This window comes from Wolbachia endosymbiont of Drosophila pseudotakahashii, assembly GCF_026015925.1.
GTDB classification, from domain to species: domain Bacteria; phylum Pseudomonadota; class Alphaproteobacteria; order Rickettsiales; family Anaplasmataceae; genus Wolbachia; species Wolbachia pipientis.
Genome location: NZ_CP110359.1, coordinates 195,399 through 208,937, shown reverse-complemented (window position 1 = coordinate 208,937; position 13,539 = coordinate 195,399). Strand labels below are relative to the sequence as shown.

8 protein-coding genes, 1 tRNA gene and 1 pseudogene are annotated in these 13,539 nt (G+C 34.8%); 8 read left to right on the top strand and 2 right to left on the bottom strand.

Annotation, left to right across the window (positions count from 1 at the left end; translation table 11 throughout):
* Window positions 1–66: 66 nt before the first annotated feature.
* On the top strand, window positions 67–1,260 hold the full coding sequence (locus ONI09_RS01050) for a phage portal protein (protein WP_265014157.1): 1,194 nt from the start codon (window positions 67–69) through the stop codon (window positions 1,258–1,260).
* 54 nt (window positions 1,261–1,314) lie between these two features.
* Here the strand turns inward: ONI09_RS01050 and ONI09_RS01045 are convergent, their stop codons facing one another.
* Both ONI09_RS01045 and murJ read right to left on the bottom strand, forming a co-directional pair.
* Window positions 1,315–3,858, bottom strand: a complete 2,544-nt coding sequence (locus tag ONI09_RS01045; RefSeq protein WP_265014156.1) for an AsmA-like C-terminal region-containing protein — start codon at window positions 3,856–3,858, stop codon at window positions 1,315–1,317.
* A gap of 3 nt (window positions 3,859–3,861) precedes the next feature.
* On the bottom strand, window positions 3,862–5,349 hold the full coding sequence (murJ, locus tag ONI09_RS01040) for a murein biosynthesis integral membrane protein MurJ (protein WP_264707423.1): 1,488 nt from the start codon (window positions 5,347–5,349) through the stop codon (window positions 3,862–3,864).
* Window positions 5,350–5,499: 150 nt separating this feature from the next.
* Here murJ and ONI09_RS01035 point away from each other — a divergent pair.
* The 7 genes and pseudogenes from ONI09_RS01035 (at window position 5,500) to ONI09_RS07045 (ending at window position 13,389) form a co-directional block, all read left to right on the top strand.
* Window positions 5,500–5,575 (top strand) — tRNA-His (locus ONI09_RS01035).
* Between the two features lie 187 nt (window positions 5,576–5,762).
* Window positions 5,763–9,365 (top strand): tRNA uridine-5-carboxymethylaminomethyl(34) synthesis enzyme MnmG, encoded by a 3,603-nt coding sequence (gene mnmG, locus ONI09_RS06885; protein WP_406848656.1) that lies wholly within the window; start codon window positions 5,763–5,765, stop codon window positions 9,363–9,365.
* A 121-nt stretch (window positions 9,366–9,486) separates the two neighbouring features.
* Window positions 9,487–9,852 (top strand): hypothetical protein, encoded by a 366-nt coding sequence (locus ONI09_RS01020; RefSeq protein ID WP_265014155.1) that lies wholly within the window; start codon window positions 9,487–9,489, stop codon window positions 9,850–9,852.
* Between the two features lie 41 nt (window positions 9,853–9,893).
* Window positions 9,894–10,019 (top strand): hypothetical protein, encoded by a 126-nt coding sequence (locus ONI09_RS01015; RefSeq protein WP_255703159.1) that lies wholly within the window; start codon window positions 9,894–9,896, stop codon window positions 10,017–10,019.
* Window positions 10,020–10,596: 577 nt separating this feature from the next.
* Entirely contained in the window at window positions 10,597–11,241 is a 645-nt protein-coding gene (locus ONI09_RS01010) for an alpha/beta hydrolase (RefSeq protein WP_320109959.1), read from the top strand.
* A 5-nt stretch (window positions 11,242–11,246) separates the two neighbouring features.
* Window positions 11,247–12,062, top strand: a complete 816-nt coding sequence (locus ONI09_RS01005) for an SDR family oxidoreductase (RefSeq protein ID WP_265014153.1) — start codon at window positions 11,247–11,249, stop codon at window positions 12,060–12,062.
* A gap of 232 nt (window positions 12,063–12,294) precedes the next feature.
* Window positions 12,295–13,389: pseudogene (locus ONI09_RS07045) on the top strand (IS3 family transposase).
* Window positions 13,390–13,539 lie beyond the last annotated feature (150 nt).

Here is a 13,539-nt window from a genome sequence, read left to right as displayed (position 1 = left end):
GTATATCCTTCCTGTGACACCAATTGATATAATTCTACCACAAATTCAATTTTTTAGGAGGCATATATGAATCTCAATATTTTTCAAAGAAAAAAAAGCGCAGTATTTACTAAATATTCTGCTTTGCAGCTAATGATGGAGCCAAGTTGGAGTAAGCGTGATTATGTAAGTTCTGCTGAGGAAGGTTACATAAAAAATGTTATTGCCTTTCGAGCAATTAATATGATTGCAAGTGCTGCATCTTCGGTACCTTTTACTCTCTGCCAGCTTACTGAACAGGGAAAATCGCAATTAAAAGCCCATCCATTACTGAAATTACTTTATTCTCCTAATCCAATGACATCAAAATCGGAATTTATTGAGGGGATTGTAACTTATCGGTTAGTTAACGGCAATTCTTATATATTGATGATTGAGTCACAGAATAGTAGAAAACCACCAACAGAGCTTTATCTTCTGCGCCCAGATAGGGTTGAAATTGTTCCAGGGAGAAATAACGTTCCTTATATCTATCGTTATACCATAAATAACAACAGTTATGACTTTAAAGTTGATAAACTAACTGGATGTTCAGCAGTGTTGCACTTAAAGACCTTTAATCCTTTGAATGATTGGTATGGGTTATCACCAATTGAGGCAGCTGCATATAGCATAGATCAACATAATCAGGCGGGTGCTTGGAATCAAGCGATGTTGCAAAATAGGGCAAGACCAAGTGGTGCAATAGTTGTAAAATCAGCAAAAGATGGAAGTGGTGGAAGTTTTAGTCAAGAGCAGTACCAACGCTTAAAAGCGCAGATAAATGATCATTATTCAGGTTCTATAAACGCTGGAAGACCGATATTGCTTGAAGGAGGCTTGGAGTGGAAAGAAATGAGCTTATCGCCAAGGGATATGGATTTTATTGAGTCCAAACACAGCTCAGCTCGTGATATTGCGCTAGCTTTTGGCGTTCCACCGCAATTGCTTGGCATACCGGGTGATAACACTTATAGCAATTTAGTCGAAGCACGCTTATCCCTCTGGGAGCAGACGGTTTTACCAACGCTAGAAAATATTATCTGTCACCTGAATTCTTGGCTGATACCAAGATTTGGTGAAGATCTGTGCTTGTCGTATGACAAAGATGCAATAGAAATTCTCATGGAAAAAAGACAAAAGTTGTGGAAATACGTAGAAAACGCAAGCTTCATGACGCTCAACGAAAAGAGAGAAGCATTTGGCTTGCCACCACTGCCAGGTGGTGATGAGTTAGGTTAAGTTTGTATCCGTTCAGATGAGTTTATTGTCCCCTAAACCGTACGCCTAAGTAAATCAACTATTTTTCTTGCCAACCAGAGCGGTGAAGATTTGGTCTACATCAAAACTCATCTTAGGACGCCAAATAGGGCCATCCAAATGCATATCGATATAGATTGGATTACTATAATTTGGTGGTATGAAAAAGAACCTGAATATAGAATTTAAAGTGAAGTTAGATAAGGTTAAATTAGAAGAGATCGACCCTGATGCTTGATCAATCCCGAATTGTAAACTAGTTGAACATATGCCACTCTTAATACTTGCTTTTCCGCTAATATTTTCAAAAAATGTTTTACCGTTATATATATCAATATAAGCAAGTGTGGAGATTTCAGACTTATTATTACTGCTTAACAAATTAGTGATAAATGAATTGAAATCTACATTAGTAACTTCTATTCCTTGCGCTTGTAAGTTTACATCTCCTGATAAGTTACTAGCCCAATCATGAAAACTTTTTCCTTGAGTTTTGATTTCACCATTTAAGCTTACCTGACCATTTACATTGTCAATTCCTATAACCTTACCAATCTTTTTAGTGTCCAAATTTACAATAGAAAATCTTGTATTCATTGAGTCTGATCTTAAATAACCCTGAAAAAACACTTGCCCGCGTTCTAATACGTAACTTGCCTGCCTGATAGTGATAGTGTTGTTTCTCATTACCGCATCCAAATTAAAATCTTTTAAAACATTCTGCTCGGTTTTAAATTCTGCAGTATTGATTTGCACATTTGCATCAAAGCCTTCTTTATCATCCAAAAAATCAAGCTGCTTTGTTGACCATTGAATTTGATCTATCTCATTTCTTGAATTTCTTTTCGTCTCTACTAAATTTGGTAATGTAATAATTTTTCCATTAAATTTACTGCCCGTAAAGTTAACATCTAATAAAGGTTTGGCGTATTTTTGATCTGCTAATATTTTTGCATTACCGGTAATATCGAAATCTTCTCCAGATAGTTTTATTTTATCTGCAACTAGCTTACCTTTTTCCATTTTCAGCAAAAAATCCAAATTTTTAATTTTCGTATCATTCAATGTAAGCTTATTAACACGGGCCTTTATATTTGTATCATACTGAAAATTTTTCAGCCATTGCATTTTAGGTAAACTGCTAAATAATGAATGATCATATTTATCTGCATCAAGATTATGCATGCTAAATTCACCATTGACCACATTGTGTTTTTTTGTATGGCTTACTCTAATTGACCCTTGCAAGGATTCCTTATTATTTAGCAGTCTAATGTCTGAGATAGATAATATTCTTGGTGCAAGGTGCAGTTTAGAACTTAGTGTAAATTGATTTTTCTGGTTTTCTTTCATCTTTATAGAAGGGAAAAAACATGAAATGAATGACTCAAAATCATTTCCTTCGACTAATAAGTCACCGTTGAATTCAGATAGGACATTATTGTTTGAGATCTCTCCTGATAAGTAAGATATATTATTGATTCCAGGAAATTTAAGAAGCGTATTAACTTTTACTTTGCCATCAGTGGATTTTAGTACAGCACGGAAATTGTCCAATATTTTGTTTTGATATTGAATGTTAGAAGCTTCTATATTAAAATTTAAGCTCAAGTTCTTTGGCACAAATGCTCTAAAGCATTCCAGAAGGTCTTTTATATTTGTTGTTTTTTGTGAATCATTTTGTATGGAATCTAAGTCAACTTTACTGAAGCTAATATTGAGATTAGTGTGATCGCTTTTTCTATCGTTTTGTATTGTACCACTGGCTTGCATGCTTTTGGAATCAATTTTTAAGTCAGTTACCGTAAACTCACTTTCGTTAAGACTTATATTGGATGATATCTTGATATTTTCGCTAGGAATAACACAAGGGAGAAAGCTAAGATTAATGATTTTTGCTAAATTACTCACAGAACCGGAACTATTATTAATCGTTAGTGTTAAATTACCCTGGAGTTCTTCTTGATTTCTATTACCTGTAAATAGCAAATTTACAAAATTTGATTCAACACTAATGTGTACGTCCCTTTTTGTGATATCAACCTTTCCTGAAAAATCGTAATTATTATCACCTACCTTTACTTTACCAGAGAATTGCCTATTTTTTTTTACAGCAACCTCCTTTATGTTAACAATATCAGCGAAATCACTCTTAAAACTTACTTGGCTGTCTTTTATTACTATATCAACTATGTTACCACTGGCTTTTGCATTTATAATATTAAGTAAATTTTCTTTATTGCTTTTCATGCCAAACAATGTGATTGACTTTGGTTGCAATGAGAATAAAAGCAACGATAGGAACGATGGCCTTATTTCAATTTTTCTTACACTAATTAAATCTGATAACTTTTGCTCTTTATTTTCGTTGTATTGTATATATACATTATAGATAGTGAGCTTTGGGGTAATCAACGAAACTTTAATTTTTCCTCCAATATGCACTTTAGCATCATACGTCTTCTCCAACTCTTTTACAACATATCCTTTGTAGTCACTCCAATCCTTAAAAGTTGCAGCAACATGCATGAGAATTAATAGCAGCGAGATTGATAATATAGCATATAAAGAAAGTCTCATAATTTACACATGCTTAAAGTTTCCCTTAAATATTAAATAGAGAATACCAAAATAAACAATAACACTCAAAGCTATTAAAGTCGTTAAATAAACAATACGAGCCAACATTTTATCAAAAAATAATCCTGCCAACAAAGAATTAAAAATATAAAGGGCTATTGACATGACTGCCGTTGCTACAAAAATTTTCATGACATTTAACAATAACGCTTGGCTAACCTTATACATTTTATTTATTGTTAAATAACTAATTAATAGAATGGAGTTTATCCAAGTGGAAACGGAAGTAGCAATAGCAATCCCCGTATGCTGATACTCGTTCATTAACAAAAGGTTTAGCACTACATTAATTCCAAGACACATTAGCGAAAATATGGTTGGTATTTTCAGATTGCCTTTAGCAAAAAATGTAGGTAGCAATACTTTATTTATAATAAATGCAGGTAAAGAAAGAGAAAATGCTATTAAAGTGGGAACAGTTTGCTGCACTGCATAATGATCAAACCGGCCGTAAGAAAAAAGCGTAAGTAAAATTATGTCGGGAATAATGATAAAGGCAGCAGTTGTTGGCATAATTAACATTAATCCTATGTTGAGAGCCTTGTTCTGTATTTTGACTATATTTTCAGTATTATCCACCTGTTTTGAAATTAAAGGAAGAAGCACTGTACCAATTGCAGTACCGATTATTCCCTGCGGTAGTTGATTTAGTCTATCGGCATAATATATATAGGACACCGCATTTGGTATAAAACTCGCCATGATTGTATCAATCCATAAGCTTATTTGAGTTACACAATTATTGATAATTGCAGGTACCACACGCTTAAAAAATAACCTTACTTCATTGCTTAATTCAAGGCTAAAAGAAAAAGCTGCCTTTAATTTATATGCACTAAATAGCATCAGCAACAACTGAAAAACTCCTCCTATCAGCACAGCTATAGAAAGGTTGTGCGCTGAGGTTTTTACGTAAGGCACAAACAAACTGATGATTAAACAAAGATTCAAAACGATTGGTGCAATAGCTGTTGAAGCAAAATGCTGCTTTACTTGCAGCATTCCACCAATAAGTGATGCAATTGAAACAAAGATTATGTAGGGCATCATAATTCTTGATAAAGTAACAGTAAGGGTAAACTTACTTTGGTCAAATCCAGGAGCAAAAATTTGAATCATATAAGGGGAGAAAGTTTGCATAATAAGGCAAAAAATTACTAAGATAATAAACGTAATGGATATTACACTACTTGCAAAATTAAATGCCTTTTTATCATCGTGTGATTCTGTTGAATATAACGGTATAAAGGACGTGGTAAATGCTCCTTCTGCAAAAAATGCTCGAAATAGATTGGCAAAGCGAAACGAAGAAAAAAATATGTCTGCAAGAGAGTTTGCGCCAATAACCGTAGCAATTAATACATCCCTTATTAACCCTGAGATCCTTGAAATAGCCGTAAAAAAACTAAATGTGAAAATACTTTTAAACATACCACTACTTCATTAGTGTCAATACAATTAACTATAATGGTAAAAGTATCAATGAAAATATTTATTGGCTAAACTTAAAACCCTCTGCAAAAAGAGAGTTAAATAATCAATTGACTATTTGCGCTCTTATGTTAGAAATTTTATATCTTGGCGGGCGTAGCTCAGTTGGTAGAGCGTCAGTTTGTGGTACTGAATGTCGCCAGTTCGATCCTGGTCGCTCGCCCCACTAAAACCTGATAATTTGAAAAACCATCATCCCGCTGCTTGTTAGCGGGATCTAGAGATACCGTGACGGTATGACGTGAGTTAGCTATGCATTGGCCACTGATGATTGAAATAGTTAATTACTGTAAAATTTGACATTAACCGCTAATAGTTAGAATATTAGTAGAGTAAGAATTACTCAAGAAGGCATGCATAAATATGATGTAGTAGTAGTAGGTGGTGGTCATGCAGGGTGCGAAGCTGCTGCTGCTGCAGTTCGCCTTGGTGCAAACACGCTGCTTATAACTCATAAAATTTCAACTATAGGGGAAATGTCCTGCAATCCAGCAATCGGAGGAGTTGCAAAGGGCGTTGTAGTCAGGGAAGTTGACGCTCTTGATGGAATAATGGGAAGAGCAATTGATCAAGCAAGTATACACTCAGTCATTTTAAATAGCAGCAGAGGTGCAGCAGTATGGGGCCCGCGTGCACAGGCAGACCGAAAATTATACAAGCAAGCAATACAGGAAATTATTCTAAATTATAATAATTTGACGGTAAAAGAAGAGTCGGTTGACGATTTTCTTATAGAGAGTAATAACAATGGAGAATTGTGCATTAAAGCTGTAATAACAAGCTCAGGGGAGCATATACTGACAAGTAAAGTCGTTCTAACTACAGGGACTTTTCTGCGGGGTGTGATTCATATAGGAGAGCAGGTAACTCCTTCAGGGAGAATGGGAGATAAGCCTGCCGTAGAACTTGCAAATACGTTGAAGAAATATAATTTTAAATTAGGTAGATTGCGTACCGGAACTCCGCCAAGGCTTGATCGTGGCACTATAAACTGGTCAATATTGCAAGAACAAGTGGGTGATAATCCACCTGTGCCGTTTTCTTATCTCACAGAAAAAATTAACCAACCTCAGGTATCATGCTTTATTACCCATACTAATGAAAACACGCATAAAATAATTAGAGAAAATCTTCATAGGTCAGCTTCTTCATATTTAGATGACATTGTTGCACCAAGATACTGCCCATCCATTGAAACTAAGGTTAAAAAATTCGCAGAAAAAAGTAGTCATCAAATATTTTTAGAACCAGAGGGCTTGAATGATGATACTATATACCCGAACGGAATTTCAAATTCATTGCCTATTGAAGTGCAGTGTGAAATGATAAAGAGTATCAAGGGACTTGAAAATGCAGAAATACTAAGACCTGGATATGCAGTTGAGTATGACTATATTGATCCACGAGAACTAAGCCATACTCTTGAAACTAAGAAAATTAAAGGCCTATATTTTGCTGGCCAAATTAATGGCACTACTGGATATGAAGAAGCAGCAGGGCAAGGAATTATTGCCGGAATTAATGCAGCACTCTCTGCATCTGAAAAAAAAGAAAGCTTTGTTCTTCATCGCACAGACTCATATATCGGCGTAATGATAGATGATCTAGTCACCAAAGGGGTGATCGAACCTTATAGATTATTTACCTCACGTGCAGAATATAGGCTAGCTATCAGGTCAGACAATGCAGATAGAAGATTAACACAAAAAGGTTATGATATTTCCCTTGTTTCGCATGAGAGATACTCTGTTTTACAGAATAAACTTGAATCCATTAAGCAGCTTGAAGAGAAGTTAGGGAGTCTGACGATTACTCCTGAGCAGCTTAGGTCTTATGGTATCAAAATATCTTATGATGGGATAAGAAAAACGGCACTAGATTTACTTAGCTATCCAAACATCGACTGGAATAAATTACAAGAAATATGGCCGGAGTTAAGCAGCGTCACGCGCTGGAATGACAAAATGGGACACACCAAAGCGGATAATAGAGCTAAGAATGAAATATGCGAAGCGGTTGAAATTGAAGCAAAATACAAACCTTATCTAATAAGACAAGAAGCGGATATGAAGTTTTTACGAGAGGAAATTAACACTCAAATTCCAATTGATTTCAACTATTCACAAGTTAAAGGCCTGTCAAGTGAAGTAATAGAAAAGTTGCAGACGATAAAACCAGCGACGATTGGCATTGCAAAGCAAATACAAGGCATCACTCCCGCAGCGATAGTGAGCATATTAGTGTACCTTAGGAATAAGAAAACGAAAGTAGCTGCTGTGAGGTATCCCATGTCAAAAATCGAAGAATTTCGTTCATTTATGCATGAAATAAATGTTGATGCATTTATGTTGCATACTAAAGACGAATATTTAAATGAATATTCAGACGAGTTAACCAAGTTATGTGGCTTCACAGGAACAAATGGGCTACTTATCGTTACAAAAGACAACAAGTGCCCATTTTTTACGGATGGACGCTACATCACACAAGCTCGCAATCAGCTCGATCAGGGCAATTTTCAAGTATATAATATACAAGAAGAGGATCCACGCGAATGGATAAAAGCAAACTTAACATCGACTGCCTCACTAGGTTATTATTTGCAATATTTTACCATAGAAGATATAAGAAAGTATGAGAATATCTGTAAATTAATACCCTGTTTAGCTGGAAAAAAAAGTGACTGTCGAAAACAAGCAGTGGTTTTACATTCTATTGAATATACTGGTGAAAGTAGTAAGGACAAATGTGAAAAAATAGCTAAAAGCATAGATAAAGAAGCTGAAGTAGTGCTTTTAACTGATCCAAATTCAATTTCATGGTTATTAAATTTAAGAAATGAAAATGCTAAATATACTCCATGTATATTGGGCCGTGCTATATTGTATAAAAGCGGTAATGTTGATTTGTTTATTCAAGATAAAGAACATTCAACTATAGAAGCAAATTTAGGCAATCATATAAATATTTTTGATATTAGTGAGCTAGAAAATTCGCTGCACAAGCTAAATTCAATAGTTATAGATCCAAACACAACTCCAATGAGTATTATGGCTGTAATAAAAGATAAACAGGTAGCTGAAAGAGAGGATCCTTGTCTAATTTATAAAGCAGTAAAAAACCAAACTGAAATAGCTGGGGCTATAAATGCGCACATCAGAGATGGAGTGGCAGTTACAAACTTTCTACATTGGCTTGAAAATAATGTTGGTACAGAGCTTGAAGCTGAAGAGAAACTCTTAGAATACAGAAAAGAGCAGAATTTGTTTAAGCAACTAAGTTTTCCAACAATTTCAGCATTTAATGAGAATGGAGCAATAATTCACTATCGTGCAAGCAGTAAGACGAATAAGGTAATTCAGAAAAGTGGACTATATTTGATTGACTCTGGTGGCCAATACCTTGACGGCACAACTGATGTGACAAGAACTGTAGCAATTTGCAGTCCAACTAATGAGCAAATAACCCACTATACAATAGTGTTGAAAGCTCACATTGCTATAGCAAGTGTCATCTTTCCTCCTGGCACTACTGGTGGAGAATTGGATATATTGGCACGTACGCATTTATGGAAATTTGGAATGGACTATATGCATGGTACAGGGCATGGAGTAGGAAGTTACCTATCAGTACACGAAGGACCACAAGCAATATCAAAAAGTAATAAAGTGAAACTCACGCCAGGGATGATACTTTCCAACGAACCTGGCTATTACATTCCGGGAGAGTATGGAATAAGAATTGAAAATCTGATATATGTTGACAGGCAAGAGAATGGCTTCTTAAACTTTAAACAACTGACCTCTATTCCATATGATAGAAGACTAATAAATGTGCAAATGCTTACTAAGGATGAAATTGAATGGATAAATGGCTACCATCAATTTGTCTATAAAAACTTAGAAAATAGCGTAAAAGATAAGGAATGGTTAAAGAAGGTATGTGACCCTTTATAAGCAAAGGAGCATTTTTTATTATTTAAAAAGTATTAATGCAATTGTGACAGGTATTTTGTATTGTTTTTAATTTTAAAATAAGATATAACAAAGGACACGTATTTTTAGGTAGGTTATAATTATGATAGGCAAAGAGCAAGAAGATGAATTTATGAAGCAGTATATGGATACTTGCAAAGAGCAAATAGAAAAATTAGCCAAGGATCCTGAATTGCTTAATCAGACTTTAAAACCATTTATGCAAATGTCTCAGCAGCTTATGGCTGGCGGTATGTTAGAAGGGGCTATGCCTGGCATGATACCTGATTTGGGCAGTATGGATGTTAACAAGATGATTGCTCAGATGAAGGAAATGATTGACTACATAAGAGGTAACTATAAGGAACTAATGAAAGAGCACAGCTCGCAGATTCAAGAGCTTGATGAATCCAGTAAAAAGCTAAGAGGCTTAGTTAAAAAATTGATAGAAAAGATCGAAAGTAAATAAATAACATCTGGATTTCTGTCATTCTATATACAACTTTCTAGTTGGACGGTAAGTCGAGGTCAATTATTGATGTCATGAAAGTAGCTGACACTGGTTCCTTTATGACGGCAGTGCCCAGAGGTGTCATCCCAGTGCTTGACACTGGGATGGCTTTGTTGCATCGCTAGCTATGATGGATTAAAGATAAAAAAGATGGAGAATATCAGTAGCTTATTATTCTGGTATTTATAACAAGAACGGTCAGTGAATACCTAAATTTGAGTAAAAGAAATTTCACTACCACTCACTAATCCGGCTAAAATTCAAGAATTTCAATGCTTTAGCTATTTTCAATAGAATTAAATTTATTAATATAAATAATAAATTACTATTCTTAAATTTGATCAGATTGATTGCAAAAAAACAAGATTTTCAATAGGTTACTTATAATCCTAACTATAGTTAGCCTTTCATAAGTAGCGATGCAACAAAGCCCACTGGGATCCAGTTCTTATTACCTGGTGTAAAGTTAAGTTTCCTGGATTCCAGTGTCAAGCACTGGAATGACAGCAATCCTACGTCATACCGCGATTCATTCGCGGTATCTTAGTATAGATTCCGCTAACAAGTAGCGGAATGACGGTTTTTCAAATCGTCGATGAACCTAAGTCACTTTAGCTATAGTATCGGGAACGTAATTGCACATTGGTTTTACAAATTTGAAAATTAGTGTTAAATAAAAATATAAACGCAAAAGGAAAAGAAATGATTGAACTTAAAGGCCCAGAAATTTGTGCAGGCGGAAATAAGAAAAATTTGATTATTTTTTTACATGGTTGGGGCTCAAGTGGCGATAATTTCATTCACCTTGCTAAAGTTATGAGCAAGTTTTTACTGGGTTCATATTTTGTAGCACCCAATGCTCCGTTTAAGAGAGAAATAGGTGATGGTTATCAGTGGTTCAGCTTGGAAGATCGTAGTGAGGAAGCGCTATATAATGGAGTAAAAAATGCTACATCAATTGTAAATCATTTCATTGATACAAAATTAAAGGAGCTTAATTTAAAAGATATGCAACTTTCTTTAGTTGGATTTTCTCAAGGAGCAATGCTTGCAATACATACAGCTCTCACCCGCTCTCAATCCTGTGCATCAGTTGTTGCATACTCTGGTAGGTTTCTTTCACCTTCAAAAACTGCACCAGAGATCAAGTCAAAACCTAACATATGTGTTATCCATGGTGATGCTGACGACGTGGTACCTTTTTCGTCCCTCGACTTAGCGGTTAAAGCTCTGAAAGAAAATGGAGTAAATGTTGAAGGACACCCAATTCATGCATTAGGGCATATTATTAATGAAGAGGGAATAAAATTAGGAGTAGAATTTATCAAGAAGAATTTTAAAAATTAATTTTCATGCACTTGTTTTGCTTTGGTTATGGATATGTAGCTAAATTTTTATCGAAAAAATTACTGAACTTAGGTTGGAAAGTCAGTGGCACATCAAGAAGTAAAAATATACAAGATGTAATCCTCTTTAATTATGAGAAAGTTAGTCAAGATCTGCTTAAAAGCGCAACGCACGTTTTAATTTCTATTCCTCCAGATGGCGATGATGTTGTGGAGAGATACGGTGATTGCCTGCAAAATGTAAAATGGCTTGGTTATTTGTCTGCAACTAGCGTCTATGGTGATCACTCTGGTAATTGGGTGAATGAGGAATCTGAAACAAAACCTATAGAAATCAGAGGAGAAAAGCGCCTTAGATCTGAAAAGAGGTGGCTGAATAGCAAACTGCCTGTACATATTTTTCGTTTAGCTGGAATATACGGTCCTGGTAGGAACGTGTTAATTGACTTGCAGCTTGGCAAAGCAAGAAATGTGAAAAAAGAAGGGCATTTTTTTTCTCGTATTCACGTTGAAGATATATCGAATATTTTATTTTCTTCCATGCAAAACATAAAACCTAGTGAAATATACAATTGTGCAGACGATTTACCCACTACACAATCTGAAGTGGTAATATATGCGACCAAACTTCTCAATGTTAGCCCTCCAGAACCAATTGAGGCTTCTTCCCTACCAGATTATGCACAGAGTTTTTATTTAGGATCAAAAAAAGTAAGTAATGTTAAAATTAAAAAAGATCTTAATGTCTCTCTAATTTACCCTAACTACAAGGTGGGATTAGAAAGTTTGCATGTAAAAAAAACTGAAATCACATCAGAATGATAGATAGGCTTATTGTCACTGCCATTAAGTTAAGGAAAGAATGGTTAAAAACTGAACTAAAAAGTCAGAAATAATTAAGGATTTATGACAAATGCTGAAACAGAATAGAGTAAACTTTAAAGCAGATAAACTCTGAAGTGTAAATTACTTAAGAAATAGTGACCTTACCCAGAAAAAGTGGAGAGAAAGAAAAGAGTTTTTTTGGGTAAAATAAAATTTTGGAGGATTAGAAATGGCAAGAGAATATACGGCAGAATTCAAATTGGAAGCTGTTAAGCTGGCAAATGAACAAAGAAAGGTAGGTCAACCAGTTGCAAAAGTAGCAAGAGATCTAGGAATAAGGGATAGTGTATTAGGAAAATGGATGAAGAAATATAACGAAAAAAAGTCAGCGGCAAATGCATTTCCAGGTAGAGGTAACATGGCTCCTTACGACAAAGAGAGATTTGATTTACAGAAAGAGTTAGCAAAAGTAACAAGAGAAAGAGACATTTTAAAAAAAGCCCTGGCCAGTCAAAAAGAGTAAAATATTTTTTTATATAGTAACTGCTATAAAGTACAGGAATTATGTAGGATTTTCTGCTAGTGGCTACTATAAGTGGACCACAAGAAAAATAAGCAGTAGAGAATCAGCAAATAAAGAGTTATTAGCAGATATTCAAAAAATATATCAAGCTTCTAAATGTAGATATGGAGCTCCTAAAATTCATGCTGAATTGAAGGCTTTGGGTAAAAGTTGCAATTTGAAAACGGTGCAAAGTATTATGCAGAAAAATGACATCAGGGCTATACTGAAAAGAAAGTTTAAAATTAAAAAACAACAAACAGATAATAGAGCTGTAGCTCCCAATATACTAGATCAAAACTTTATTGTTGATCAACCAAATAAAGTATGGGATTACTTACATCAAAACCAAGGAGGGATGGCTATATTTGGCAGCAATAATTCTCACGTATGGTAGTTAATGAGTAGTGCAATAAATAAACAATTGGTTATGAACTCTTTATTAATGGCCATTAATAGGTGTAAACCTGTTAAAAATCTACTGCTGCACAGTGACCAAGGTTCACAATATACTGCGCAAGGGTATCAATATCTCTTAGCTGTAAAGAATATAGATGAGTAATAAAGGCTGTTGTTACGACAATTCTGTTGCAGAAAGCTTCTTTAGCTCATTGAAAAGAGAAATACTTATTGATACTTCACAACACTCTGCTCAACAAACTAGAACTGCAATATTTGAATACATAGAAATTTTTTATAACAAACAACGTCACTATTAACTATTGCATTCCAGAACAATTTGATGCATCATTCTTTTTGTAAAAAACATTCCAAACTTTCTCTCCACTTTTTCTGGGTAAGGTCATATGTGTACATCCCCATCATGAATGCTATTTTCGGTAAAATCTCTTACAACGCTCAAAAGCAGAAAAACAAAAACTTGATTTTCTCAGCTAAATAGTGGACCATCAA

Excerpts from the sequence above, each read along its gene's own strand:
- ONI09_RS01005 (WP_265014153.1), top strand. The coding sequence starts at position 11,247 with ATGCACTTGTTTTGCTTTGGTTATGGATATGTAGCTAAATTTTTATCG.
- ONI09_RS01020 (WP_265014155.1), top strand. The coding sequence starts at position 9,487 with ATGATAGGCAAAGAGCAAGAAGATGAATTTATGAAGCAGTATATGGAT.
- mnmG (WP_406848656.1), top strand. The coding sequence starts at position 5,763 with ATGCATAAATATGATGTAGTAGTAGTAGGTGGTGGTCATGCAGGGTGC.
- murJ (WP_264707423.1), bottom strand. The coding sequence starts at position 5,349 with ATGTTTAAAAGTATTTTCACATTTAGTTTTTTTACGGCTATTTCAAGG.
- ONI09_RS01050 (WP_265014157.1), top strand. The coding sequence starts at position 67 with ATGAATCTCAATATTTTTCAAAGAAAAAAAAGCGCAGTATTTACTAAA.
- ONI09_RS01045 (WP_265014156.1), bottom strand. The coding sequence starts at position 3,858 with ATGAGACTTTCTTTATATGCTATATTATCAATCTCGCTGCTATTAATT.
- ONI09_RS01010 (WP_320109959.1), top strand. The coding sequence starts at position 10,597 with ATGATTGAACTTAAAGGCCCAGAAATTTGTGCAGGCGGAAATAAGAAA.